Below are 24,012 nucleotides of genomic sequence, written 5' to 3' on the forward strand. Positions count from 1 at the left end.
GGGTTTATGATAGCGGTAACACGAACAGGTGCCGCATGACCCAAGCCCCGATCCTGACCCTGACGCTGAACCCCGCGCTCGACATGGCGACCGAGGTGCACGAGCTGATCCCCGGCCAGAAGCTGCGCTGCACCGAGCCCCTGCTCGATCCCGGCGGCGGCGGGCTGAACGTCAGCCGCGCGATCAAGGCGCTGGGCGGCGACAGCCTGGCGCTGGTGGCGATCGGCGGGCTGACCGGCGACCGGCTGGCCGGGCTGATCCGGGCGGAAGGCGTCACCTTCCTGTCCATCCTCGGCCCCGGCGAGACGCGCCAGTCGCTGACAGTGAACGAGGTGACCACCGGCAAGCAGTACCGCTTCATGTTGCCCGGTCCCGTCTGGGGCGAGGCGGAACGCGCCCGCGTCTTCACCCTTCTGCGCGCCACCGCGCGTCCCGGTGGGATCTCGGTGATCTCGGGCAGCCAGCCGCCGGGCGTGCCGGTCGATTTCCCGGCCCAGCTGGCGGCCTCGATGCCGGAATCGCGCGTGGTGCTCGACACCTCGGGCGCAACCCTGTCCGAGGCGGTGCGCCATCCGATCCCCGGGCTTGAGGTTCTGCGCATGGACGGCCCCGAGGGCGAAGAGCTTGCCGGGCGTCCGCTGCCCACGCTGCAGGATACCGCGGAATTCGCGCAGTCGCTGGTCCACAGGGGCGTCGCCAGGACGGTGATCGTGGCGCGCGGGGCCGAGGGCAACGTGCTGGCCGATGCCGGGCAGCGGCTCTTCGCGAGGGCCGCGAAGGTGCGCGTCAAGTCCACCGTCGGCGCCGGCGACAGTTTCGTCGCTGCCTTCGTCCTGGCCCTTGCCCGCGGCCAGTCCAACGCCGAGGCGCTGGCCATGGGATCGGCCGCGGCCTCGGCCGCCGTCACCACCGACGCGACCCAGCTCTGCCGGCCCGAGGACGTGATGCGGCTTCTGCCGGAATGCGTGGTCAGCGCCGCCTGACGGCCTGACCGGGCAAGCGCCCTTCCCTTGCCCTGCGCCCGCCGCTAAGTCTGGCCCATGCGCCAGACCCTGACCGAGATCTACGAGGCCCGCGTGGCAGCAGGCAGCCTGCGGGCCGATCCGGCCCAGCATGCCGTCCTGCCCCGGCTCGAGGCATTGCGCAGCTGGCTCGAGGCCAATGCCACCCGCCGCGTCGGCCTGTTCGCCGGCCTCTTCGCGAGGCCCGTCGCCCCGCCGCGCGGCCTTTACCTCTGGGGCGGGGTCGGGCGCGGCAAGTCGATGCTGATGGACCTCTTCACCGAGGCGACCGCCATCGAGCAGAAACGTCGCGTGCATTTCCACGCCTTCATGCAGGAGGTGCACCGCGGCATGCATGCCGCCCGGCAACGCGGGGTCGAGGACGCACTGGCCCCGGTCGCGGCCGAGATGGCACGCGACCTGCGCCTTCTGGCCTTCGACGAGATGCAGATCACCGACATCGCCGATGCCATGATCGTCGGCCGTCTGTTCGAAAAGCTCTTCGCCGCCGGCATCGTGATCGTCACCACCTCGAACCGCCCGCCGGTCGACCTCTACAAGGACGGGCTCAGCCGGGCGCTGTTCCTGCCCTTCATCGCGATGCTGGAGGAGAAGCTGGAGGTGGTGGAACTGGAAAGTCCGACCGACTATCGCCAGCACCGCCTGGAAGGCGCGCAGGTCTATTTCCACCCCGCTCGCACCGCCACGGCCGAGATCGCCGCGATCTGGACCGACCTGACCGGCGGCGCCCCGGAAGCCCCCCTTGCGCTGGAGGTCAACGGCCGCCAGGTCGTCCTGCCGCGCTTTGCCAGCGGGATCGGGCGCGCCAGCTTCTGGGACCTGTGCTCGAAACCGCTCGGGCCCGCCGACTATCTGGCCATTGCTCGCGCGGTCCGGGTGCTAATCCTGGAAGACATCCCGCAACTGTCCTCGGCGAACTACAACGAGGCGAAACGCTTCGTGACGCTGATCGACGCGCTCTACGAGGCGAAGGTCCGCCTGATCGCCTCGGCAGCCGACGTGCCGGAACGGCTTTACCTCGAAGGCGAGGGCTCGTTCGAATTCGAACGCACCGCCAGCCGCCTGCGCGAGATGCAGGGCGCGGACTGGGGCCATCAGCTGTGAGGTCAAGGGAAGGCACTCACCCGAAGCGGGGGCAGGACGCAATCGCCACACTCCAGCCGGGGGCCCCCCAGGATGAACGACCGCCCGAGCCCTCACGGCCGGCGTTCTGCCCGGCGCATGGCGCTGGATCGGGATGGGCGGCAAGGTGCGGAATGGCGCCTACTCTGGCTGGAACCCGGCGATCAGGCGGCGGAGACCAAGCAGCGCGCCGGCAGCAATCGCGGCAATCGTGACGGGCCCCGACCAGGCCAGCGTGGCGAATCCGGTGACGCCCTGTCCGACCGAGCAGCCCATCGCGACCACGCCGCCGATTCCCATCAGCGCAGCGCCGCCGACCTGGCGGCCCAGTTCCCGCGGGTCCTCGCAGGCTTCCCAGCGGAACATGCCTCGGATGGTCGAGCCGATCAGCGAGCCGACCATCACCCCGACCACCGAGCCGACCGAGAAGGTGATGCCGCCGGCAGTCGAGGTCATCAGGAAGATCAGCGTCCGCCCGACCGGCGCGGTGAAGGAGGGGCCCTCGACCGCGACCTCGCCCAGGCTTTCGGCGGCAAGCCAGGTCGTGCCCATGAAGCACCAGGCCACGGCCAGCCCGGCCGCGACACCCCAGGCGATCTGGCGCGGGCTCTGCCGCAGGTCCCTGTGCGCCAGGGCCCAGGCCAGGAAGAAGAGCGCGATGCAGGCAATCACCAGGACGGGCGGCATGCCCAGCTGGCCGAGGTCATGGACGATGCCCTGCGGCCCGGTCGCCTCGGGCTGCGGAAAGAGCAGCACCCGCAGCGGGGCCAGAGGGCCGGAGAGCGCGATGAAGCCGAAGATGCCCATGACCACGACCACGACCAGCGAGCGCAGGTCGCCGCCGCCGAAGCGGACCAGCGCGCCGAAGCCGCAGTTGCCGGCCAACGCCATGCCGTAGCCGAAGACCAGCCCGCCCAGGACCGAGCCGAGCGCGTTCCATTCGAGGCTGTGGTAGAAGGTGGCCGACAGGTCGATCAGCCCGGCCATCGCGCCGAACTGCGTGGCGAGGATCGCCACGCCCAGCACGATGCCCCAGAGCCGGAGCCGGGTCTGGTCGCCGCCATAGGCCGCCGATTCCAGCGCACCGAGCGTGCAGAAGTCGCCCAGCCGCGCCGCGAGGCCCAGCACCAGCCCGCCCGCAAGGCCCACAAGGGCCGCCAGCACGCCAATCGGAACCGCATCCAGCATTCGCCCTCTCCTTGCCGTCCGCTCAGCCCTGGTCGGTCCCGTCGTAGAGTCGGGCGAGCAGTTCGATGATCGCCGCAGCCTTCGGATCGAGCAGCGAATAGAAGATCGCTTGACCCTCGCGCCGGGCGCTGACCAGCCCCTCCAGCCGCAGCCGCGCCAGTTGTTGGCTGACGATAGCCTGACGCGCCGACAACAGCTTTTCAAGTTCGGTGACGCTTTTCGGCCCGGTTCGCAGGCAACACAGGATCGTGAGACGCCCGTCGTGGCCCATGGCCTTCAGAAGGGTCGAGGCCTCTTCGGCGGAAGCAACCAGTCCGCGCAAGTCGGGAGCCTCGCCCGCTGCGGCGCTTTGTGCCAATTCCTCTGTCGGCGGAAGCGGCTTGTCCACCCTGGTCCTGTCCCCGACTTCTCCCCCCGCCCGTAATGCTATCACCCCGGCGAAAGGGCAACCCTCGATCATGAGCCGTGCATGTCGTAGGCCCTCGGGCGCGGCATGTCTGCCTCAGTCGGCCGCCTCGGTGATCAGCTCCGCCAGCAGCGGCCAGAAGAAATCGGCGCCCGGATAACCCTCGATCCGGCCGGTCTCGACCCCGGCGGCCACCAGCACGAAGGTCGGCGTATAGACCGGCGGCGCATCCAGCGTCAGGTCGGGGGGCAGGGGCTCGCGCAGTTGCAGGCGGCGCAGGGGGGCGGCCTTGCCCTCGGCGGTCAGCGGATACTGCGGCGCGATCTCCTGGTCCCAGCGGGCGCAGTAGATGCAGCCGGGCTGCTCGAACATCAGGAGTTCCAGCCCCTCCGCCCCCGCCCGGAGCGGCGCCAGCAGGAGACCGAGCATCAGCAGAAGGCGAGCAGCCACGTTGACAGCCTCATAGAAACATAGAACTATCGTAATCTACCTTTGCCCTTCCGGCAAGGTGCGCTTCCCGGGGAGGAGAGGCGATGCTGGACATATCATTCGGCGGCGCGGCGCTGGCGGGACTGCTGTCCTTCCTGTCGCCCTGCATCCTGCCGATGGTGCCGTTCTATCTGTCCTACATGGCGGGCCTTTCGGTGCGCGAGCTGCGCGAGGGCGGCACCGTGGCCCCGGGCGCGCGCGTGCGGCTGGTGGTGCAGGCGGTGGCCTTCGCACTGGGGGTGACGACGATCTTCGTCCTGCTCGGCCTTGGCGCGACGGCGCTTGGCCGCAGCTTTGCCCAGTGGAAGGAGCCGCTGTCCTATGTCGCCGCCGCGGTTCTGATCCTCTTCGGGCTGCATTTCCTAGGCGTGCTGCGAATCGGGTTTCTCTACCGCGAGGCGCGGGTGGAAAGCGCGGGCAACCCGCGCACCCTGGCCGGGGCCTACCTGATGGGGCTTGCCTTCGGCTTCGGCTGGACGCCCTGCGTCGGCCCGGCGCTGGCGGCGATCCTGATGGTCGCCTCGGGGATGGGCGACCTGTGGCGGGGTGGGATGCTGCTCTTGGTCTATGGCCTGTCGATGACGCTGCCCTTCGTGGTGGCGGCGCTCTTCGCCGGGCCGTTCCTGGCCTGGGTCGCCCGCCACCGCGCGCTGATGGGCCATGTGGAAAAGGCGATGGGTGTGATGCTGATCGTCTTCGGTATCCTCATTGCCACCAACACCGTGAATCTGATCGCCGACTGGATGATCCGCAATTTCGACTGGTCCGCGACCCTGACCTGACAGGAGACACCGATGCTGCGCCGCCTTGCACTTGCCGCCGCCCTTGCCCTTTCCACCCCGGCCGTTGCTGTCGAACTCGGCGACGACGGCCTGCACAAGCCCGAATGGCTGCGCGAGACCTTCAAGGACCTGCGCGAGGACCTGGCCGAGGCCAATGCCGAGGGCAAGCGGCTGATGCTGATCTACGAACAGCGCGGCTGCATCTATTGCACCGAGATGCACGAGAAGGTGTTCACCGACCCCGCGATCGAGGCGCTGATCCGCGAGCATTACTTCGTGGTGCAGCTTAACCTGTTCGGAGATGTGGAAGTGACCGATTTTGACGGCACCGTCCTGTCGGAGAAGGCCATGGCGATGCGCTGGGGCGTCATGTTCACGCCGACGCTGATCTTCCTGCCCGAAGAGGTGCCCGAAGGCGCGACTACGCCCGAGGCCGCCGTTGCGATGATGCCCGGATCCTTCGGCAAGGGCACGACCGAGGCCCTGCTGATCTGGGTGCGCGACCACGGCTACGAGTCGGGCGAGAACTTCCAGAAATTCGTCGCCGAACGCATGTCGCAGGGGCAGCAGCCCTAGCCAAGTTCTTAGGAACATAGCAATATAGGGTTCCTGCTATATTTTTGTTGCGAGACCTTCCGATTCATCTCATAGTCGTATGCGGAGGAATACAGGGAGGATGAAGATGACATGCCAGCCTTGCTTGGCGACAGCGGTTCTGCTGTCTCTTGCGATGCCAGCCCTGGCCGAGGTCGCGCCCAAGGACGTGGTCTACAACGAAGGCAAGATCGAGGCGTCCCTGACCGGGACCCCGGGCGATCCTGCCAATGGAATCAAGGTGATGACGACGAATGCCCTGGGCAACTGCGTCGCGTGCCACACCATTGCCGCCCTGCCGGACGTGCAGTTTCCCGGCAACATCGCCCCGCCGCTGGACGGCGTGGCCAGCCGCTGGTCCGAAGCGGAACTCCGCGGCATCGTTGCCAACGCCAAGATGACCTTCGAGGGCACCTTCATGCCGGCCTTCTACAAGACCGAAGGGTTCATCCGCCCCGGGGCCGGCTATACCGGCAAGGCGCCCGAGGGTGACCTGCCCCCGATCCTGACCGGCCAGCAGATCGAGGATGTGGTGGCCTACCTGCTCACCCTCAAGGAATGATGGGCCCGACCGACCGGCCCCAGACAGACAGGAGATTTCCCGTGACCCTCAGCAGACGCAAAGCCCTGACGCTCGGCCTCGGCGGCATCGCCTTCGCCGCCATGCCCGGCCTGTCCGCCGCCGCAACCATCGAGGAGCTGACCACCGCCTTCACCGGCGGGGCGGCCCCCGGCAGCGGCGGCATCACCCTGACCACCCCGGAGATCGCAGAGAACGGCAACACGGTTCCGGTCTCGGTCGATGCGCCCGGCGCAGTGGCGATCATGCTTCTGGCCAACGGCAACCCGGAACCGGCGGTGGCCACCTTCACCTTCGGTCCGGCCGCCGGCCGCCAGTTCGCCGCCACCCGCATCCGTCTGGCCAAGACCCAGGACGTGATCGCCCTGGCCAAGATGGCCGACGGTTCGATCGTCCAGGCCCAGGCCACCGTCAAGGTCACCATCGGCGGCTGCGGCGGCTGAGACAGAGAACAGGAGAGACACCATGGTCGAAGAAGTCAAACCCCGGGTGAAAGTTCCCAAGTCCGCCGCCGCGGGAGAGGTGGTCACCATCAAGGCGCTGATCTCGCACAGCATGGAATCCGGTCAGCGCAAGGACAAGGACGGCAACCTGATCCCCCGCAAGATCATCAACCGCTTCACCTGCGACCTGAACGGGGTCAACGTGATCGACGTCGCCATCGACCCGGCCGTGTCGACCAACCCCTATTTCGAGTTCGATGCCAGGGTGGACGCAGCCGGCGAGTTCAAATTCACCTGGTACGACGACGACGGCTCGGTCTACGAGGACGTCAAGCCGATCGCGATCGGCTAGCGGTCGGCACAGGGGAGGAGAAAGCCATGCACCGCACCACAACAGCCATTGCCGCACTTGCCTGCGGCCTCGCCCTTTCCGGCGCGGCCCTTGCCGATCCGGTCGAGGACACGCTGGTCATCGACAGCGAGAACGGGCCGATCGAGATCGTCACCAAGGCCCCCGCGCCGGAGTTCCTGAAGGACAAGATGGATACCATCTATTCCGGCTGGCTCTACCGCGAGGACGAGACCCGCGATCTGGAGCGCGACGATTTCGACAATCCCGGCATGGTCTATGTGGATCGGGGCCTGGATCTGTGGAACTCGCCCATCGGCAAGAACGGCGAAAGCTGCGCCGGCTGCCACCAGGGCCCGGAAAGCATGGCCGGCCTGCGCGCGGTGACGCCGCGCGTGGACGAAAAGACCGGCGCGCTGATGACGGTCGAGAACTACATCGACGAATGCGTGACCGAGCGCATGGGGCTGGAGTCCTGGAACTGGACCGGCAACGAGATGAAGGACATGCTGGCGCTGATCTCGATGCAGTCGCGCGGGATGATCGTCAACGTCGCCATCGACGGTCCCGCCGCCCCGTTCTGGGAAAAGGGCAAGGAACTTTACTACACCCGCTTCGGCCAGCTGGAGATGTCCTGCGCCTCCTGCCACGAGGACAACCAGGGCATGTTCATCCGCGCCGACCACCTCAGCCAGGGCCAGATCAACGGCTTCCCGACCTACCGGCTGAAGGATGCGGGGATCCTGTCCGCCCAGCAGCGCTTTGTCGGCTGCGTGCGCGACACCCGGGCCGAGACGTTCAAGCCCAACTCGGACGAGTTCAAGGCGCTGGAACTCTTCGTCGCCTCGCGCGGGAACGGACTTTCGGTCGAAGGCGTCGCGGTGCGGCACTAGACCATCCGGGTGGCCGATCCATCGGTCGGCCGCCCCTCACAACGGAAATGACGGGACGGCCCGCCTGACGCGCCTGCGCGACCGGGAAGGGCTATCCGAAGGAGAGTGAACGGGATGATTACCCGGCGCGAGTTTCTTCAGGCATCCCTCGCCGCCTCGGCGATCTACGGGATTTCGGGCTTCGGCAACTGGTCGCGTCTGGCCGCGCAGCAGGCCCTGACGCAGGACCAGCTGTTGCAGTTCGACGATTTCGGCAACCTGACGCTGATCCACATCACCGACCTCCATGCGCAGATGAAGCCGATCTGGTTCCGCGAGCCGGAATGGAACATCGGCGTGGGCGAGGCGAAGGGCCAGCCGCCGCATGTGGTGGGCAAGGCCTTCCAGGAGATGTTCAAGATCGCGCCCGGCAGCCCCGAGGCCTATGCGCTGACCTACGAGGACTTCGCCGCGCTTGGCCGCACCTACGGCCGGATGGGCGGCATGGACCGGGTGGCGACCGTGGTCAAGGCGATCCGCGCCGCGCGGCCCGACAGCCTGCTTCTGGACGGCGGCGACACCTGGCACGGCTCGATGACCAGCTACCTGACCAAGGGGCAGGACGTCGTCAACGTGATGAACGCGCTGGGGGTCGAGGCGATGACCAGCCACTGGGAATGGACCTTCGGCACCGCCCGGGTGCAGGAGATCGTCGAAAGCCTGCCCTTCCCCTTCCTCGGCGCCAACATCTTCGATGCCGAATGGGACGAACCCGCCTTCGAACCCTACAAGATCTTCGACAAGGCAGGTCTGCGCGTCGCCGTGATCGGCCAGGCCTTCCCCTACATGCCCATCGCCAACCCGCGCTGGATGTTCCCCGAATACAGCTTCGGCATCCGCGAGGAACGGATGCAGGAGGTGGTGGACGAGGTTCGCGCCGAGGGTGTGGATCTGGTCGTCGTCCTGTCGCACAACGGCTTCGACGTGGACAAGAAGATGGCGTCCCGCGTCCAGGGCATCGACGTGATCCTGACCGGCCACACCCATGACGCGATCCCCGAGCCGGTGCTGGTCGGCCAGACGATCCTGATCGCCAGCGGAAGCCACGGCAAGTTCGTCTCCCGCGTCGATCTGGACGTGCGGGACGGCAAGATGATGGGCTTCCGCCACAAGCTGATCCCGATCTTCTCGGATGTCATCACTCCCGACCCGGAGATGGCCGCGCTGATCGAGAGCGAGCGCGCGCCCTTCAAGGCAGACCTGGAAGAGGTCGTCGGCCAGACCGAAAGCCTGCTCTACCGGCGCGGCAATTTCCAGGGCACCTGGGACGACCTGATCTGCAACGCCATCCGGGCCGAGCGCGACGTGCAGATCGCGCTGTCGCCAGGCGTGCGCTGGGGCGCCTCGCTGCTGCCGGGCGATCCGATCACCCGCGAGGACATCCACAACGTCACCAGCATGACCTACGGCCAGGTCTACCGGACCGAGATGACGGGCGAGACGCTCAAGACCGTGCTCGAGGACGTGGCCGACAACATCTTCAACCCCGATCCCTATTACCAGCAGGGCGGCGACATGGTGCGCGTGGGCGGCATGGGCTTTGCCTGCGACGTGTCGAAACCCATCGGCGAACGGATCAGCGACATGGTGCTTCTCGACACGGGCGAGACGATCGACCCCGCCAGGTCCTACACCGTGGGCGGCTGGGCCAGCGTGAACGAAGGCACCGAAGGGCCGCAGATCTGGGACGTGGTGGAAGCGCATATCCGCAAGCTGGGCACCGTCCGGCTCGAGCCCAACCCCTCGGTCTCCGTGACCGGAATCTGAACAGGAGAGTTCGCCAGATGACCGACGAACCTGCAACCAGCCGCCGCGCCTTCCTGGCCGGCACCGCCGCCGCCGGAGCAGGGCTTGTGGCCACAGCCGCCAGCGCCCAGACCGCGCCCGACCCGCTGATCACCGAGGTCCAGCCCTGGGCCTCGGCCTTCGGCGATCCGGTGGACGCCACGCCCTATGGCATGCCGATCCATTTCGAAAGCCATGTGGTGCGGCGCAATGTGGAATGGCTGACCGAAAGCCCGGTCAGTTCGATCAACTTCACGCCGATCCATGCGCTGGAAGGCACGATCACGCCGCAGGGCTGCGCCTTCGAGCGGCACCATTCCGGCGCGATCGAACTGTCCAAGCAGGACTACCGGCTCATGATCAACGGGCTGGTCGATCGTGAACTGGTGTTCACCTACGACGACCTGATGCGCTTTCCGCGCCATATCGCCATCGCCTTCTGCGAATGCGCGGCCAACGGCGGCATGGAATGGGGCGGCGCGCAGCTGGAGGGCTGCCAGTTCACGCAAGGCATGATCCACAACATGGAATACACCGGGGTCATGCTGCGCGACCTGCTGGCCGAGGCGGGGGTGAAGCCCGAAGGCAAGTGGGTCTATGTCGAAGGCGCCGATGCCTCGTCCAACGGCCGCTCGATCCCGATGGAAAAGGCGCTGGACGACGTGATGGTCGCCTTCTTCGCCAACGGCGAGGCGCTGCGCAAGGAACACGGCTATCCCGTCCGGCTGGTGGTGCCGGGCTGGGAAGGCAACATGTGGGTCAAGTGGCTGCGCCGGATCGGAGTCTATGACCAGGCGGTGGAAAGCCGCGAGGAGACCTCGAAATACACCGACCTGATGCCGGACGGCCGGGCGCGGAAATGGACCTGGGTGATGGATGCGAAATCGGTCATCACCTCGCCCTCGCCGCAGGCGCCGATCCGGCATGGCAAGGGGCCGCTGGTCATCACCGGGCTGGCCTGGTCGGGGCATGGCCGGATCACCCGCGTCGATGTCTCGGTGGACGGCGGCAACACCTGGGTGCCGGCCCGCATCACCGGCGAGGCGCGGCCCAAGGCGCTGACCCGGTTCCACTACGACATGACCTGGGACGGGCAGGAGATGTTCATCATGTCCCGCGCCATCGACGAGACGGGCTATGTCCAGCCCACCAAGCAGGCCCTGCGCGACATTCGCGGGCTGAACAACGTCTACCACAACAACGGCATCCAGGTCTGGTGGGTGCGCGCCGACGGAGAGGTCGAGAATGTCGAAATCGCCTGAATTCCCGACGATCCTTCTGGTCACCGGCTGGGCCACCGCCGCGACCATCGCCACCGTCCTCTTTGCCACGACCGGCCCCAGGGAGCAGGTCGCCCCGGCTCCCGCGCCGGCTGTCACTGCCACTGCCGCGCCTGAACCGGCAGCAGAGGCGCCGGTCGAAGCCGTGGCAGCGGCACCCGCCGAACCGGCGCCTTACGGGGCGGCCTCGGCGGAAACCATGCCGGCGCCGGCCTCGGCTGAAACGCAGGCGGCGGCTCCGGCCATGGGCAAGCCGCTGGGCCTCGGCCGTCCCGCCCTGCCCGAAGAGGTCGAGGCCTGGGACGTGGCCGTCCTGCCCGACGGTCAGGGCCTTCCGGTCGGGTCGGGCGATGTCGAGACGGGCGAGCAGGTCTTCGGCGACAACTGCGCCTCCTGCCACGGCGATTTCGCCGAGGGTCTGGACAGCTGGCCCGTGCTGGCCGGCGGCGCGGGCAGCCTGAAGGATCCCCGCCCGGTCAAGACCATCGGCAGCTACTGGCCCCACCTGTCCACCGTCTTCGACTACGTCCACCGCTCGATGCCCTTTGGCGCGGCGCAGACGCTGTCGGTGGACGACACCTACGCGATCACCGCCTTCCTGCTGTATTCCAACGGGCTGGTGGAGGAGGACTTCGTCCTGTCGAACGAGAACTTCACCGAGATCGTGATGCCCAATGCCGAGGGCTTCTATGTCGATGACCGGCCGCAGACGGAATATCCGCTGTTCTCGGCCGAGCCCTGCATGGAGAACTGCCGCACCGAGCCGCCCAAGGTGACCAAGCGCGCGGTCGAGCTGAACGTGACCCCGACCGATCCCGACGGCAAGCCCGCCGGAACGCTGCCGGTGATCACCCAGGCCTCGACCGGGGCAACGGCAGAGCCCGCCCCCGAACCGGCCGAGGCCCCAGCGACCGAGTTCGCCCAGGCCGAGCCCGCGGCGGAACCGGCCACCGAGGCCGCCGCTGCCGAACCGGAGGCTCAACCGGCGGTCGCGGCGGGCGGCGCCGATCCGGCGCTGGTTGCCGCGGGTGAGGCGGTGTTCAAGAAATGCTCCGCCTGCCACAAGGTCGGCGAGGGCGCGAAGAACGGAACCGGGCCGGTGCTGAACGGCATCGTCGGCGCGCCGATGGGTCAGGTCGAGGGGTTCAAATATTCCAACACTCTGGCCGAGATGGGCGCCGCGGGCGGCATCTGGGACGATGCCTCGCTGCATGCCTTCCTCGAGAACCCCAAAGGTTTTGTGAAGGGGACGAAGATGTCCTTCGCCGGCCTGAAGAAGCCCGAGGAGCGCGACGCCGTCATCGCCTATCTGTCCACCTTCGCGAAATAACATGCGCAGGAGCCTTGTCGCGCTTGCCCTCTGCCTTGCCCTCGGGCCCGTGCCGGGGGCAGCCGAGGCGATCGGCGACGCCGAACGCGGGGCCACGCTCTTTGCCCGGCAATGCAGCGCCTGCCACCAGATCGGGCCGGAAGCGCAGAACCGGGTCGGTCCCCGGCTGACCGGGATCTTCGGCCGGCAGGCGGGCAGTCTGGCCGACTTCAACTACTCGAAATCCATCGTCCGTATGGGGGCCGACGGCCTGGTCTGGACGCTCGAGACGCTGGATGCCTACATCGCCAATCCCAAGGCGCTTGTCTCGGGCACACGGATGAACTATCGCGGCATGGCCGAGGCGACGGATCGCGCCGACCTGATGGCCTATCTGCGCGCCTATTCCGACCGGCCGCAGGACATTCCTGAATCCGAACCTACCGCCCGCAAGACCGACCCGGCGCTCTCACCCGAGATCCTCGCGATCCAGGGCGACCCGGCCTATGGCGAATACCTCGCCTCGGAATGCCAGACCTGCCACCAGGCCGACGGGTCCGACCAGGGCATCCCCTCGATCACCGGCTGGCCGGCCGAGGATTTCGTGGTCGCCATGCACGCCTACAAGCAGAAGCTGCGCCCGCATCCGGTGATGCAGATGATGGCCGGCCGCCTGAACGACGAAGAGATCGCGGCGCTGGCCGCCTATTTCGCCACGCTGCAATGACAGGCGCGGGTCAACCGCGCGGGAAGACGCAACCCAAGGGGAGGAGAACCCGATGCACCTGAACAGACGCCATTTCCTCGGCACCGGCATTGCCGCCAGTGCCCTTCTGACCGCACCCACCGTCTGGGGCCAGGCCAAGCCGAAGGTCGTGGTCATCGGCGGCGGGGCGGGCGGGGCCACGGCCGCGCGCTATCTCGCCAAGGACTCGGGCGGCGCGATCGAGGTCACTCTGGTCGAGGCGAACCCGGTCTATACGACCTGCTTCTTCTCGAACCTCTATCTCGGCGGTTTCCGCGACTTCGAAAGCCTGCAGCACAACTACGACAAGCTGGCCGGCGGCGGGGTCACCGTGATCAACGACATGGCGACCGGCGTCGACCGCGCGGCAAAGACCGTCACGCTGGCCGGCGGGCAGGTCCTGCCCTATGACCGGCTGGTCCTGTCGCCCGGCATCGACTTCAAGGACGGCTCGGTCCCCGGCTGGTCGCTGGACGCCGCCGAGAAGATGCCGCATGCCTACAAGGCCGGGCCGCAGACCCAGCTGCTGAAGAAGATGGTCGAGGAAATGCCCGAAGGCGGCGTCTTCGCCATGATCGCGCCCCCGAACCCCTACCGCTGCCCGCCGGGGCCCTATGAGCGCATCAGCATGATCGCCCATGTGCTGAAACAGAAGAACCCGACCGCCAAGATCATCGTCGCCGACCCGAAAGAGAAATTCTCCAAGCAGGCGCTGTTCGAGGAAGGCTGGAACAAGCATTACGCCGGCATGGTCGAATGGATCGGCCCCGACTTCGGCGGCGGCAAGGTCGAGGTGCGCCCCGACGCGATGGAGGTCGTGATCGACGGCGAGGTGACCAAGGTCGATTGCTGCAACGTGATCCCCGGCCAGATGGCCGGCAAGATCGCGGCGCTGGCCGGGGTCACCGACGACTCGGGCTGGGCGCCGGTCGATCCGGCGACGATGAAGGCCAAGGCAGACGAGAACGTCTGGGTGCTGGGCGACAGCTCGGCGCAGGGCGACATGCCCAAGTCGGGCTTCTCGGCCAACAGCCAGGCCAAGGTCGCCGCCATGACGATCCGGGGCGAACTGACGGGGTCCAAGACCTTCCCGGCCAAATATTCCAACACCTGCTGGTCGCTGATCGCGCCGGACGACGGGGTGAAGGTCGGCGCCTCCTATGAACCGACGCCGGAAAAGATCGCCAGCGTGGAAAGCTTCATCTCCGAGACCGGAGAGGACGCGGCACTGCGCAAGGCGACCTACGAGGAATCCCTGGGCTGGTATGCCGGGATCACGGCCGACATGTTCGGCTGAAGTCTTCCTCCCAGACTGGCGGGCGCCCGACGGGGCGCCCGCCCTTTCACAAGGACCTGCCCATGCTGACACGCCGCCACCTCCTGACCTTCACCGCCGCCGCGCTTGCCGCGCCGCTGGGGGCAAGGCGGCTCTGGGCCGCCAGCACCCTGACGCTGGGCGAGGTGCAGATCGACACGCTGTCGGATGGCAACCTGGTGCTGCCGGGCAACTTCATCCTCGGCGGCATGCCGCAGGAGGAGATGCAGGCCATCGTCGCGAAATACGGCCTGCCGACCGACCAGCTGACCCCGCCCTGCAACGTGACGCTGCTGCGCGACGGCACGAACACGGTGCTGTTCGATGTCGGCGCGGGCCCGGATTTCCAGCCCTCGGCCGGCAAGCTGATGGAGGCGCTGGAGGCGCTCGGTCTGACGGTCGAGGACATCACCCATGTCCTTTTCACCCACGGCCACCCCGATCACCTCTGGGGCCTGCTGGACGAGTTCGACGAGCCGGTGTTCCCGAACGCCGAACACATGATCGGCCAGACGGAATTCGACTACTGGACGAACCCCGACACCGTGGCCGCCATCGGCGAGGCGCGGACGACCTTTGCCGTGGGCGCCGCGCGGCGTCTGGGGGCGATCGCGGAAACCGTGCGCCTTCTGGCCGACGGGGAAGAGGCCGTGCCCGGCGTCATCGCCCGGCTGACCCCAGGCCACACGCCGGGCCATCTGGCCTTCGAGATCGCCGGTCCGACCCCAGCGATGGTGCTGGGCGACTGCATCGGCAACCATCACGTCGCCTTCGAGCGGCCCGAATGGCCCAGCGGCTCGGACCAGGATCCCGATCTTGCCGCCGCGACGCGGGTCGCGCTTTTCGACCGACTGGCCAGCGAGGGCCATGCGATCATCGGCTACCACCTGCCCGAAGGCGGCATCGGCCGTGTCGAACGGGCGGAAAAGGGCTATCGTTACAACGCCGGGGCCTGAGTCCCGGCCCGCAGAGAGAGGTGCCGCCATGAGCAGACTTGCCGCAACCGTCCTTGTCTTCGCCCTTGCCAGCCAGACGGCGCTCGCGCAGGACGCCACCACCTATCCTTTCGACGGCAGCTTCGAGGATGCCACCTTCGCCGTGGAATCGGCCATCGTGGACCGGGGGCTGGTGATCGACTACCGCAGCCATGTCGGCGAAATGCTGAACCGGACCGGCGCCGATGTCGGCAGCGATGTGAAGATCTACGACCAGGCGGACGTATTCCTGTTCTGCTCGGCGGTGCTGTCGCGCAAGGTGATGGAGGCCGATCCGATGAACATCGCGCATTGCCCCTATGGCATCTTCGTCACCGACCGCGAGGGTCAGGTCGCCGTCGGTTATCGCCATCTGCCCGAAGGCGCGATGCAGGAGGTGCAGGGCCTTCTGGACGAGATCGCACGCGAGGCGACCGGGCAGTAGGGCCGGGGCAGCAGGGCGGTCAGGCCGGGACGCGCTGGCCGACGCCGCCCTGATCGACCAGCCAGTCGGTGACGCCCGCGCCGACCCACATGCAGAACAGCGCCAGCCAGGCGGTTGCGACGAAGATCGACCCGCCAGTTACGCCCGCGCCGATCGCGCAACCCCCGGCCAGCATCGCGCCGAAGCCCATCAGCGCCGCCCCGGTCATCGACCGGCGCATCTGGCCCTCGCCCTCGAAGCCCTGGAACTTCAGCTCGCGCCCCCAGGCCGCAGCCAGCAGCGCGCCGAGGAACACCCCCGGCACCAGACCGATGTCGAAGTCGAGCACCGGGTTCTCGGTCAGGAAGAACATCAGCGTGTTGGCCGAGGGACCCGAGAAGGTGGCCGAGGTCACCGCCATCGGCTCGAAGGCGACCTGCGCGAGGGAATAGGTCAGCACCCAGCCCAGCGCAACGGCAAAGCCCACGCCCGAGGCGAAAACCATGGTCGAAAGCCCCAGCCCGTTGCGGCGCACCAGCACGAAAGCCAGGGCAGCGATGGCCATTCCCAGCACCAGACCCGCGGCATCGGGCAAGCCGAGCGCCGTCAAAAGGTTGACGTTCGCGCCCCCCGGCGTGACCCAGAGCCCCGCCAGCCAGCCGCGCAGCGGAGCAAGCCAGCCGTGCAGCGACATCTGCGCCACCACGGCGAAGATCAGACCCGACACCACCGAGCGCAGGTTCCCCGTCGCCGCCAGCACCAGGAGCCGTCCGGAGCACCCCCGCGCCAGCACCATTCCGGCGCCGAACATCAGCCCGCCGATGATTGCACCGGACCAGGAACCGGCCACCGCCATCATCCGCGCCTCGCCGACCTCGAACAGGTCCAGAAGCGCGGCCCCCTGCACCCAGATCACCGCGGTCGAGAAGGCCAGGAGCCAGACCGCCACCCGCGGCCCGAGCCGGCCGCGCGCGAACTCCACCGTGGCCGCGCGCAGACAGAACTGCGACCGCTGCGCCGCCACGCCGAACACGACCCCGGTCAGAAGGCCGAACAGCGCCGCCAGCACCGGCTCGTCAACGACATCCAGAAGGGCAACCAAGTCCATGCGTCCACCTCCGGGCAGGGATCATGCCTGAAGGCGGATCCAGCGTCCTTGATTCAGGTCAGATATCGACCCGAACCCTGCCGCCTTGCGCGCCGGAGTCTAGTGCGAGGTCCAACGCAACACGATGTCGGGCAACTGGCTGAAATCCCCGAAGGCCGCGGCATGGCGCAGCTCGCTGACCGGCGTCTTGCGGTAGCCCTCGGTGAACAGGAGGAACGGCAGTCCCGCGTTCAGCGCGGTCTCGGCGTCCACTTCGCTGTCTCCGATGTAGAGCACGTCCTCCCGGTCCAGTCGGCGCACCGCCTCATGGACCATGGCCGGGTCCGGCTTGCGGGTCGGCAGGCTGTCGCCGCCCAGAATGGTGCCGAACAGATGCTCCAGCCCGACATGCCGCAGCGCCGCCAGCGCCGGACGCAGGGGCTTGTTGGTGGCAACGGCCATCGGGCAACCCATCGCCGCCAGACGTTGCAGCGCCTCCGGCACTCCCGGATAGACAGCGTTCCCCTCGACCTCGGTCTCGTAGCGCAGGATCAGGTCGTCATGCACCGTCGCATAAAGCGGGCCATCGGGGTACTGGCCGTGGCGTTGCAGCAGGCAGCGCACCAGATGCGGCACGCCCTTGCCGACAAAGCTGCGAACCTCGTCGAGGTCGAGCGCCGGAAAGCCCTGCCGGGCCAGAACCGCGTTCGACACGGCATGGATCGCCGGCGCGCTGTCGATCAGCGTGCCGTCCAGATCGAAGATCAGGGCGGGGGCCGCCCGGTCGGCAAGGGGCCAGGCACCGAAGCTGCTCATCCCGTCATCTCCCGTCTTTTGCTGCGCTCCGCCGCCAGAAGCTGCGCAAGGGCTTTCAGATCGGCGACTGCCGTGAAGTCGTCCAGCACTGCCGCGGCCCCGGCGAAATCCTCGCTCTCGGTATAGACCGACGGCGAGACGACACAAGCCAGCCCGGCGGCCCGCGCGGCGCGCAGGCCGTTGCGGCTGTCCTCCAAGGCAAGTGCCGCGCCCGGCGGCAGGCCGAGCCGATGAAGCGCAAGAAGATACACATCCGGGGCTGGCTTCTTCGCCGGCACTTCGTCGCCGCAGGCCAACACGTCGAAAACCGCTTCTGCGGGCCTTCCGAACGTGGCGCGGGTCAGCGCCTCGACATTGGGGCGGCTGGTCGTGGTGGCGACGGCCAGCCGCAGGCCGGATGCGCGCGCCGAGGCGATCAGCTCCGCGATGCCGGGCCGCAAGGTCGCGCCGCCCGCAGCCATCAGGGCGGTGTAGCGGTCGGTCTTGTCGCGGTGCAGGGCCGGAATGTCGAAGGCGCCGGGATCGGCCCCCAGCTCGGCGATGTGCCGAGCGATGCGTTCCTTGCCGCCGGTGGTCGTCAGCAGGCGGCGATAGTCGTCGCGCGTCCAGTGCCAATCCAGATCGCGGGCGGCGAAGGTCTGGTTGAAGGCCTGGCGATGCAGCTCCTCGGTTTCCGACAGGGTGCCGTCGACATCGAAGATCAGCGCCTCAAGCACCGGCCGCCCCTTCCGCCGCGGCGCGGATGGCGCGGATGTTCGCGCCATAGACGCCCGGGTTGTCCACCGATCCGCCCTTGAACACCGCCGATCCGGCGACCAGCACATCGGCCCCCGCCGCCACCATCAGCGGCGCGGTCACGGGGTCCATCCCGCCGTCGATCTCGACATGCACCGGCCGGTCGCCGATCATGGCGCGCAAGCGGCGCACCTTGGCCGACATGTCGATGAACTTCTGCCCGCCGAAGCCGGGGTTGACGGTCATCACGCAGATCAGATCGGTCAGGTCCAGCAGATGCTCCACCGCCTCGGCCGGAGTGCCGGGGTTCAACGCCACGCCCGCCTTCATGCCTGCGCCGCGGATGGCCTGCAGCGTGCGGTGGATATGCGGCCCGGCCTCGACATGCGCGGTCAGGATGTCGGCGCCAGCCCTGGCATAGGCGTCGATCCAGGGATCGACCGGCGCGATCATCAGGTGCACGTCCATCACCGTCCTGACATGCTTGCGGAAGGCGGCGACGGCGGGCGGTCCGAAGGTCAGGTTCGGCACGAAATGGCCGTCCATCACATCGACATGCACCCAGTCCGCCCCCTGATCCTCGATCGCGCGGATCTCGCGCCCGAAGTCGGCGAAGTCGGCGGAAAGGATCGACGGCGCGATCCTGATCTTGCGGCGCATGCTCATTCGGCAGCCTTCCTTTCATGCATCAGCCCGCCCAGGAACACGCGGGAGGCACGGATATCCCCTTCCTCGATGGTCGAGAGCGCCTCGACCGTCACTGCGCCATCAGCCGAGAACAGCCGGTTCGCCGCGCGCAGCCGCGCCCGGTCCAGGGCGTTGCGGATCGACCGGGCATTGGCGAAATGCGGCTGGGCGCGGCGGGCGGCGATGTATTCGGCCATGGCCGCCCTTGCCCCGGGGGACAGCTGGTAGTTCTGCGCCGCCAGCATGCCTTCGGCGATACGGCCAAGCTCTTCGTCGGAATAGTCGGGAAACTCGATATGATGCGCGATGCGGCTGCGGAAGCCGGGGTTCGACTGGAAGAAGTTCTCCATCCGGTCGGCATAGCCGGCAAGGATCACGACAAGGTCGTCGCGGTTGTTTTCCATCACCTGCAGCAGGATCTCGATCGCCTCGGCGCCGTAGTCGCGTTCGTTGTCGGGCTTGTAAAGGTAATAGGCCTCGTCGATGAACAGGACGCCGCCCATGGCCTTCTTCAGCACTTCCTTGGTCTTGGGGGCGGTATGGCCGATATACTGGCCGACAAGGTCGTCGCGGGTGACGGAGACCAGATGGCCCTTGCGGACATAGCCCAGCCGGTGCAGCAACCCCGCCATCTTCAGCGCGACCGTGGTCTTGCCGGTGCCGGGATTGCCGGTGAAGGACATGTGCAGCGTGGGCGTCTCGGTCGACAGGCCGAAGCGCTTGCGCGCGCGTTCCACCAGCAGAAGCGCCGCCGTTTCCCGGATGCGGGCCTTGACCGGCGCCAGGCCCACCAGTTCGGCATCCAGCTCGTCCAGCACGGCCTTGACGCCGCTTTCCTCGAATTCTGCCCGCAGATCGACCTTCGGCGGCAGGGGTGCCGGGGTTTCGGCGTTCATTCCTTCGTCCTCCCTTCCTCTGCGGCGTGGCGACGCGGCCCCGGAACGGGGACCGCGCCGGTGGGTCAGCGCACCGTCTCGAAGCTGTAGCGCTGCGAGCGGCCATCGACCTCCTGCCGCACCATGCGGATGCGGGGTTCCACCTTCGGGCGGTTGACGATGAAGCTCATCGTCACCGTCTCGAACCCGCGCGTGCTGTCGAAGGCGTTGAAGCGGATGTAGCTGTCGCCATGGGCCTTGCGGCAATCGGCCAGTTCCAGCATCACGCCCTTGGCGTCCTTCAGGTCGAACATCGGGTTGCCCCACATCTCCCAGTAGGTATTCCGGGGATGCGGGTCGTCGGTGTATTCGATGCCGATCGCCCAGCCCTTGGACAGGCAGTATTCCACCTGCGCGCTGATCTGTTCGTCGGTCAGGTCGGGCAGGAAGGAAAAGCAGCCCTGGGTGATACGCATGGTGGTTCTCCTTACATGGAAGCCGAGACTTGCGGCACGAAGTCGGACGTGTCGGTCGAGGTGTAGTTGAAGGTGATGTCGCCCCAGGTATCGAGCGCGGCCTCCAGCGGCTTGCACCACTTGGCGGCGGCCCGCAGGATTTCCGGGCCTTCGTTCCTGATGTCGCGCCCTTCGTTGCGGGCCAGGATCATCGCCTCCAGCGCCACGCGGTTCGCGGTGGCCCCGGCCTGGATGCCCATGGGATGCCCGATGGTGCCGCCGCCGAACTGCAACACGACATCGTCGCCGAACAGGTCGATCAGCTGGTGCATCTGGCCGGCGTGAATGCCGCCCGAGGCCACCGGCATCACCTTCTTGATGTCGGCCCAGTCCTGCTCGAAGTAGAGACCGCGCGGCAGGTCGATCGGATTGTAGATCTCGCGGCATATATTGTAGTAACCCTGCACGGTCAGCGGGTCGCCTTCCAGCTTGCCGACCGCGGTGCCGGCGTGGATATGGTCCACCCCGGCCAGGCGCATCCATTTCGCGATGACCCGGAAGCTGACGCCGTGGTTCTTCTGCCGGGTGTAGGTGCCGTGGCCTGCGCGGTGCAGGTGCAGGATCATGTCGTTCTGTCGCGCCCATTCGGCCATCGACTGGATCGCCGTGTAGCCGATCACCAGGTCGATCATGATGATTACGGAGCCGAGGCTTTTCGCGAAATCGGCGCGGCGATACATCTCCTCCATCGTGCCGGCAGTGACGTTCAGGTAGCTGCCCTTGACCTCGCCCGTCTCGGCGCTGGCCTTGTTCACCGCCTCCATCACGTAGAGGAAGCGGTCGCGCCAGTGCATGAAGGGCTGCGAGTTGATGTTCTCGTCGTCCTTCATGAAGTCGAGGCCGCCCTTGAGGCCCTCATAGACCACCCGGCCATAGTTCTTGCCGGAAAGCCCCAGCTTGGGCTTGGTCGTGGCGCCCAAGAGCGGACGGCCGAACTTGTCCAGACGCTCGCGTTCGACGACAAGACCGGTCGGCGGGCCCTTGAAGGTCTTCACGTAAGCCACCGGCAGGCGCATGTCCTCCAGACGCGCCGCCTTGATCGGCTTGAACGAAAAGACGTTGCCGATGATCGAGGCGGTGAGGTTGGCGATACTGCCTTCCTCGAACAGGATCAGGTCGTAGGCCACATAGCAGAAGTATTCGCCGGGGCGACCGGGGACGGGCTCGACCCTGTAGGCCTTGGCGCGATACTGGTCGCAGGCCGTCAGCCGGTCGGTCCAGACCACGGTCCAGGTCGCGGTCGAGCTTTCGCCCGCGACGGCCGCCGCCGCCTCGATGGGATCGACGCCATCCTGCGGCGTGATACGGAAAAGTGCCAGCAGGTCGGTCGGCTTGGGTTCATAGTCGCCGTCCCAGTAACCCATCTGGGCGTATTTCAGCACGCCGGCCCGGTAGCGTTCCTTCTTGTCGGTGATCTCTCTCTTGGTATTGCCGTCAGCCATGTCTGGTCCTCCTCAGGCTGCCTTGGCGGCCGGGGCCGCAGGGGAAAGGGTGCCGCTTGCGTAGCGTTTCGCCATCTCGTCCATGCCGATCACGCGGATCGAGCTGGCATGTCCGGCGGTGCCGAAGGCCTCGAACCGTTCCTTCACCAGCGCCTCCATCTCCTTCATCGCGGGGATCAGGAACTTGCGCGGGTCGAACTCGGCGGGGTTGGTCTTGGCGACGCGGCGGAACTGGCCGGTGATCGCCATCCGGCAATCGGTGTCGATGTTCACCTTGCGCACGCCATGGCGGATGCCGCGGACGATCTCTTCCAGCGGCACACCCCAGGTCTGCGGCATCTGCCCGCCGCTCTCGTTGATCAGGTCCTGCAGGTGCTGCGGAACCGAGCTCGAGCCATGCATGACAAGGTGGGTGTTCGGGATCCTGGCGTGGATCGCCTCGATCACCCGCATCGCCAGGATGTCGCCATCGGGCTTGCGGCTGAACTTGTAGGCCCCGTGGCTGGTGCCGCAGGCGATGGCCAGCGCATCGACGCCGGTCCTGGCCACGAAATCCGCCGCCTGGTCGGGATCGGTCAGAAGCTGGCTTTCGTCCAGCTTGCCCTCGGCGCCGGAACCGTCCTCGGCCTCGGCCTCGCCGGTTTCGAGGCTGCCCAGAACCCCAAGCTCGCCCTCGACCGAGGCCCCGACCCAATGCGCGGCATCGGCGACGCGCGCGGTGATGGCGACGTTGTAATCGTAGCTGGCCGGGGTCTTCATGTCCTCCATGAGGCTGCCGTCCATCATCACGCTGGTGAAGCCGTGGCGGATCGCCGAAAGGCAGGTGGCCTCGTTGTTGCCGTGGTCCTGATGCAGGCAGATCGGGATCGTCGGGTGCATCTCGGACAGCGCCGTGACAATGTGGCGCAGCATGATGTCGCCGGCATAGCTGCGCGCGCCCCGGCTGGCTTGCAGGATGACCGGCGCGTCGCAGGCCTCGGCCGCCTTCAGGATCGCCAGACCCTGCTCCATGTTGTTGATGTTGAATGCCGGCACGCCATAGCCGTGCTCGGCGGCGTGATCCAGCAGTTGTCGCAGCGTAATCAATGCCATGCCGTCCTCCTCAGATCAGCTTGCCCATGGCGACGGCAGTGTCGGCCATGCGGTTGGAGAAGCCCCATTCGTTGTCATACCAGCTGAGGACGCTGCACAACGTACCGTCCATCACCTTGGTCTGGTCCATGTGGAAGACCGACGAATGCGGGGCGTGGTTGAAGTCGGAACTGACGTTCGGTTGCGTCGTGTAGCCGAGGATGCCCTTCAGCGGGCCGTCCGCCGCAGCCCGGATCGCGGCGTTGATCTCCTCGACGCTGGTCGCGCGGCGGGCGATGAACTTCAGGTCCACGACCGAGACATTCGGCGTCGGTACCCGGATCGCGAAGCCGTCGAGCCTGCCCTTCAACTCGGGCAGGACCAGACCCACGGCCTTGGCCGCGCCCGTCGAGGTGGGGATCATGGAAAGCGCCGCCGCGCGGGCGCGATACAGGTCCTTGTGCATGGTATCCAGCGTCGGCTGGTCGCCGGTGTAGCTGTGGATCGTGGTCATCATCCCCTTCTCGATCCCGATGGCGTCGTTCAGGACCTTGGCCATTGGCGACAGGCAGTTGGTGGTGCAGGAGGCGTTCGAGACCACCATGTCGGAGGCCGTCAGTGCCCCGTGGTTCACGCCATAGACCACGGTCCTGTCGGCCCCGTCGCAGGGCGCGCTGACCAGGACGCGCTTCGATCCGTTCGACAGATGCGCGCTGGCCTTGTCCTTCGTGGTGAAGATGCCGGTGCATTCCAGCGCGATGTCCACACCGGCCCAGGGCAGTTCTGCGGGGTTGCGGATGGCGGTGACCCTGATCCGTCCGGTGCCTGCGTCGATCCAGTCCTCGCCGGTCGTCACCGCGCCGGGAAACCGGCCGTGGACCGAGTCGAAGCGCAGGAGGTGGGCGTTGGTTTCCACCGGGCCAAGGTCGTTGATGGCCACGACCTGAATGTCGGTGCGGCCCGATTCCACGATGGCGCGCAACACATTGCGACCGATGCGCCCAAAGCCGTTGATGGCAACTTTCACAGTCATTTCCGTCTGTTG

27 protein-coding genes are annotated in these 24,012 nt (G+C 67.2%); 15 read left to right on the forward strand and 12 right to left on the reverse strand.

The window, feature by feature from the left end:
* Positions 1-35: 35 nt before the first annotated feature.
* Positions 36-983, forward strand: coding sequence for a 1-phosphofructokinase family hexose kinase (locus tag FL625_RS10680; RefSeq protein ID WP_149588660.1), 948 nt, complete (start codon positions 36-38; stop codon positions 981-983).
* 57 nt (positions 984-1,040) lie between these two features.
* The gene (zapE, locus tag FL625_RS10685; RefSeq protein ID WP_149588661.1) at positions 1,041-2,126 is read left to right on the forward strand and encodes a cell division protein ZapE; all 1,086 of its coding nucleotides are present in this window, start codon (positions 1,041-1,043) and stop codon (positions 2,124-2,126) included.
* A 159-nt stretch (positions 2,127-2,285) separates the two neighbouring features.
* Here zapE and FL625_RS10690 read toward each other — a convergent pair whose 3' ends face one another.
* The 3 genes from FL625_RS10690 to FL625_RS10700 form a co-directional block, all read right to left on the reverse strand.
* On the reverse strand, positions 2,286-3,332 hold the full coding sequence (locus FL625_RS10690; RefSeq protein WP_200833929.1) for a YeeE/YedE family protein: 1,047 nt from the start codon (positions 3,330-3,332) through the stop codon (positions 2,286-2,288).
* A gap of 22 nt (positions 3,333-3,354) precedes the next feature.
* Positions 3,355-3,654, reverse strand: a complete 300-nt coding sequence (locus tag FL625_RS10695) for an ArsR/SmtB family transcription factor (RefSeq protein WP_354001251.1) — start codon at positions 3,652-3,654, stop codon at positions 3,355-3,357.
* Between the two features lie 180 nt (positions 3,655-3,834).
* Entirely contained in the window at positions 3,835-4,188 is a 354-nt protein-coding gene (locus FL625_RS10700; protein ID WP_235019380.1) for a thioredoxin family protein, read from the reverse strand.
* A gap of 83 nt (positions 4,189-4,271) precedes the next feature.
* Between FL625_RS10700 and FL625_RS10705 the strand changes: the two genes are divergently transcribed.
* From FL625_RS10705 to FL625_RS10765, 13 genes are all read left to right on the forward strand, one after another.
* Complete coding sequence (locus FL625_RS10705; protein ID WP_149588663.1) at positions 4,272-5,009, forward strand: cytochrome c biogenesis CcdA family protein; 738 nt, start codon at positions 4,272-4,274, stop codon at positions 5,007-5,009.
* Between the two features lie 12 nt (positions 5,010-5,021).
* The gene (locus FL625_RS10710) at positions 5,022-5,585 is read left to right on the forward strand and encodes a SoxW family protein (RefSeq protein ID WP_200833930.1); all 564 of its coding nucleotides are present in this window, start codon (positions 5,022-5,024) and stop codon (positions 5,583-5,585) included.
* Between the two features lie 154 nt (positions 5,586-5,739).
* Entirely contained in the window at positions 5,740-6,165 is a 426-nt protein-coding gene (soxX, locus tag FL625_RS10715) for a sulfur oxidation c-type cytochrome SoxX (protein WP_235019381.1), read from the forward strand.
* A 41-nt stretch (positions 6,166-6,206) separates the two neighbouring features.
* Positions 6,207-6,626: a thiosulfate oxidation carrier protein SoxY gene (gene soxY, locus FL625_RS10720; protein WP_149588665.1), complete on the forward strand. Its 420-nt coding sequence runs from the start codon at positions 6,207-6,209 to the stop codon at positions 6,624-6,626.
* 22 nt (positions 6,627-6,648) lie between these two features.
* Positions 6,649-6,978 (forward strand): thiosulfate oxidation carrier complex protein SoxZ, encoded by a 330-nt coding sequence (gene soxZ, locus FL625_RS10725; RefSeq protein WP_149588666.1) that lies wholly within the window; start codon positions 6,649-6,651, stop codon positions 6,976-6,978.
* Positions 6,979-7,004: 26 nt separating this feature from the next.
* Positions 7,005-7,868, forward strand: coding sequence for a sulfur oxidation c-type cytochrome SoxA (gene soxA / locus FL625_RS10730; RefSeq protein WP_149588667.1), 864 nt, complete (start codon positions 7,005-7,007; stop codon positions 7,866-7,868).
* A 114-nt stretch (positions 7,869-7,982) separates the two neighbouring features.
* Entirely contained in the window at positions 7,983-9,674 is a 1,692-nt protein-coding gene (gene soxB / locus FL625_RS10735; RefSeq protein WP_149588771.1) for a thiosulfohydrolase SoxB, read from the forward strand.
* 17 nt (positions 9,675-9,691) lie between these two features.
* Positions 9,692-10,954, forward strand: a complete 1,263-nt coding sequence (soxC, locus tag FL625_RS10740; RefSeq protein ID WP_149588668.1) for a sulfite dehydrogenase — start codon at positions 9,692-9,694, stop codon at positions 10,952-10,954.
* Positions 10,938-12,302 carry a c-type cytochrome gene (locus FL625_RS10745; protein ID WP_149588669.1) on the forward strand — a complete coding sequence of 455 codons (1,365 nt, stop codon included), beginning with the start codon at positions 10,938-10,940 and terminating at the stop codon, positions 12,300-12,302. The genes soxC and FL625_RS10745 overlap by 17 nt, the downstream gene beginning before the upstream one ends.
* A 1-nt stretch (position 12,303) precedes the next feature.
* Complete coding sequence (locus FL625_RS10750) at positions 12,304-13,008, forward strand: c-type cytochrome (protein WP_149588670.1); 705 nt, start codon at positions 12,304-12,306, stop codon at positions 13,006-13,008.
* 52 nt (positions 13,009-13,060) lie between these two features.
* Positions 13,061-14,323 (forward strand): NAD(P)/FAD-dependent oxidoreductase, encoded by a 1,263-nt coding sequence (locus FL625_RS10755; protein WP_149588671.1) that lies wholly within the window; start codon positions 13,061-13,063, stop codon positions 14,321-14,323.
* 62 nt (positions 14,324-14,385) lie between these two features.
* Positions 14,386-15,297 (forward strand): MBL fold metallo-hydrolase, encoded by a 912-nt coding sequence (locus FL625_RS10760; RefSeq protein WP_149588672.1) that lies wholly within the window; start codon positions 14,386-14,388, stop codon positions 15,295-15,297.
* A 28-nt stretch (positions 15,298-15,325) separates the two neighbouring features.
* Positions 15,326-15,760, forward strand: coding sequence for a DUF302 domain-containing protein (locus FL625_RS10765; RefSeq protein ID WP_149588673.1), 435 nt, complete (start codon positions 15,326-15,328; stop codon positions 15,758-15,760).
* Between the two features lie 19 nt (positions 15,761-15,779).
* Here FL625_RS10765 and FL625_RS10770 read toward each other — a convergent pair whose 3' ends face one another.
* From FL625_RS10770 to gap, 9 genes are all read right to left on the reverse strand, one after another.
* Positions 15,780-16,847: a YeeE/YedE family protein gene (locus FL625_RS10770; protein ID WP_149588674.1), complete on the reverse strand. Its 1,068-nt coding sequence runs from the start codon at positions 16,845-16,847 to the stop codon at positions 15,780-15,782.
* Positions 16,848-16,946: 99 nt separating this feature from the next.
* The gene (locus FL625_RS10775) at positions 16,947-17,642 is read right to left on the reverse strand and encodes an HAD-IA family hydrolase (RefSeq protein WP_149588675.1); all 696 of its coding nucleotides are present in this window, start codon (positions 17,640-17,642) and stop codon (positions 16,947-16,949) included.
* Positions 17,639-18,358 (reverse strand): HAD-IA family hydrolase, encoded by a 720-nt coding sequence (locus FL625_RS10780; protein WP_200833932.1) that lies wholly within the window; start codon positions 18,356-18,358, stop codon positions 17,639-17,641. The genes FL625_RS10775 and FL625_RS10780 overlap by 4 nt, the downstream gene beginning before the upstream one ends.
* The gene (rpe, locus tag FL625_RS10785) at positions 18,351-19,043 is read right to left on the reverse strand and encodes a ribulose-phosphate 3-epimerase (protein WP_149588677.1); all 693 of its coding nucleotides are present in this window, start codon (positions 19,041-19,043) and stop codon (positions 18,351-18,353) included. Before rpe ends, FL625_RS10780 begins: the two co-directional genes overlap by 8 nt.
* Entirely contained in the window at positions 19,040-19,960 is a 921-nt protein-coding gene (gene cbbX / locus FL625_RS10790) for a CbbX protein (RefSeq protein ID WP_149588678.1), read from the reverse strand. Before cbbX ends, rpe begins: the two co-directional genes overlap by 4 nt.
* A gap of 65 nt (positions 19,961-20,025) precedes the next feature.
* Positions 20,026-20,415, reverse strand: a complete 390-nt coding sequence (locus FL625_RS10795) for a ribulose bisphosphate carboxylase small subunit (RefSeq protein ID WP_149588679.1) — start codon at positions 20,413-20,415, stop codon at positions 20,026-20,028.
* Positions 20,416-20,426: 11 nt separating this feature from the next.
* Positions 20,427-21,896 carry a form I ribulose bisphosphate carboxylase large subunit gene (locus FL625_RS10800; RefSeq protein ID WP_149588680.1) on the reverse strand — a complete coding sequence of 490 codons (1,470 nt, stop codon included), beginning with the start codon at positions 21,894-21,896 and terminating at the stop codon, positions 20,427-20,429.
* Positions 21,897-21,908: 12 nt separating this feature from the next.
* A complete protein-coding gene (fba, locus tag FL625_RS10805; protein ID WP_149588681.1) occupies positions 21,909-22,988 on the reverse strand; it encodes a class II fructose-bisphosphate aldolase in 1,080 nt (359 codons plus the stop codon).
* Between the two features lie 10 nt (positions 22,989-22,998).
* Positions 22,999-24,000, reverse strand: a complete 1,002-nt coding sequence (gap, locus tag FL625_RS10810) for a type I glyceraldehyde-3-phosphate dehydrogenase (protein WP_149588682.1) — start codon at positions 23,998-24,000, stop codon at positions 22,999-23,001.
* Positions 24,001-24,012 lie beyond the last annotated feature (12 nt).

Source organism: Tabrizicola flagellatus, from assembly GCF_008271465.1.
GTDB classification, from domain to species: Bacteria; Pseudomonadota; Alphaproteobacteria; order Rhodobacterales; family Rhodobacteraceae; genus Tabrizicola; species Tabrizicola flagellata.

Excerpts from the sequence above, each read along its gene's own strand:
- FL625_RS10680 (WP_149588660.1), top strand. The coding sequence starts at position 36 with ATGACCCAAGCCCCGATCCTGACCCTGACGCTGAACCCCGCGCTCGAC.
- zapE (WP_149588661.1), top strand. The coding sequence starts at position 1,041 with ATGCGCCAGACCCTGACCGAGATCTACGAGGCCCGCGTGGCAGCAGGC.
- FL625_RS10690 (WP_200833929.1), bottom strand. The coding sequence starts at position 3,332 with ATGCTGGATGCGGTTCCGATTGGCGTGCTGGCGGCCCTTGTGGGCCTT.
- FL625_RS10705 (WP_149588663.1), top strand. The coding sequence starts at position 4,272 with ATGCTGGACATATCATTCGGCGGCGCGGCGCTGGCGGGACTGCTGTCC.
- FL625_RS10710 (WP_200833930.1), top strand. The coding sequence starts at position 5,022 with ATGCTGCGCCGCCTTGCACTTGCCGCCGCCCTTGCCCTTTCCACCCCG.
- soxX (WP_235019381.1), top strand. The coding sequence starts at position 5,740 with ATGCCAGCCCTGGCCGAGGTCGCGCCCAAGGACGTGGTCTACAACGAA.
- soxZ (WP_149588666.1), top strand. The coding sequence starts at position 6,649 with ATGGTCGAAGAAGTCAAACCCCGGGTGAAAGTTCCCAAGTCCGCCGCC.
- soxA (WP_149588667.1), top strand. The coding sequence starts at position 7,005 with ATGCACCGCACCACAACAGCCATTGCCGCACTTGCCTGCGGCCTCGCC.
- soxB (WP_149588771.1), top strand. The coding sequence starts at position 7,983 with ATGATTACCCGGCGCGAGTTTCTTCAGGCATCCCTCGCCGCCTCGGCG.
- soxC (WP_149588668.1), top strand. The coding sequence starts at position 9,692 with ATGACCGACGAACCTGCAACCAGCCGCCGCGCCTTCCTGGCCGGCACC.
- FL625_RS10745 (WP_149588669.1), top strand. The coding sequence starts at position 10,938 with ATGTCGAAATCGCCTGAATTCCCGACGATCCTTCTGGTCACCGGCTGG.
- FL625_RS10750 (WP_149588670.1), top strand. The coding sequence starts at position 12,304 with ATGCGCAGGAGCCTTGTCGCGCTTGCCCTCTGCCTTGCCCTCGGGCCC.
- FL625_RS10755 (WP_149588671.1), top strand. The coding sequence starts at position 13,061 with ATGCACCTGAACAGACGCCATTTCCTCGGCACCGGCATTGCCGCCAGT.
- FL625_RS10760 (WP_149588672.1), top strand. The coding sequence starts at position 14,386 with ATGCTGACACGCCGCCACCTCCTGACCTTCACCGCCGCCGCGCTTGCC.
- FL625_RS10765 (WP_149588673.1), top strand. The coding sequence starts at position 15,326 with ATGAGCAGACTTGCCGCAACCGTCCTTGTCTTCGCCCTTGCCAGCCAG.
- FL625_RS10770 (WP_149588674.1), bottom strand. The coding sequence starts at position 16,847 with ATGGACTTGGTTGCCCTTCTGGATGTCGTTGACGAGCCGGTGCTGGCG.
- FL625_RS10775 (WP_149588675.1), bottom strand. The coding sequence starts at position 17,642 with ATGAGCAGCTTCGGTGCCTGGCCCCTTGCCGACCGGGCGGCCCCCGCC.
- rpe (WP_149588677.1), bottom strand. The coding sequence starts at position 19,043 with ATGAGCATGCGCCGCAAGATCAGGATCGCGCCGTCGATCCTTTCCGCC.
- cbbX (WP_149588678.1), bottom strand. The coding sequence starts at position 19,960 with ATGAACGCCGAAACCCCGGCACCCCTGCCGCCGAAGGTCGATCTGCGG.
- FL625_RS10795 (WP_149588679.1), bottom strand. The coding sequence starts at position 20,415 with ATGCGTATCACCCAGGGCTGCTTTTCCTTCCTGCCCGACCTGACCGAC.
- FL625_RS10800 (WP_149588680.1), bottom strand. The coding sequence starts at position 21,896 with ATGGCTGACGGCAATACCAAGAGAGAGATCACCGACAAGAAGGAACGC.
- fba (WP_149588681.1), bottom strand. The coding sequence starts at position 22,988 with ATGGCATTGATTACGCTGCGACAACTGCTGGATCACGCCGCCGAGCAC.
- gap (WP_149588682.1), bottom strand. The coding sequence starts at position 24,000 with ATGACTGTGAAAGTTGCCATCAACGGCTTTGGGCGCATCGGTCGCAAT.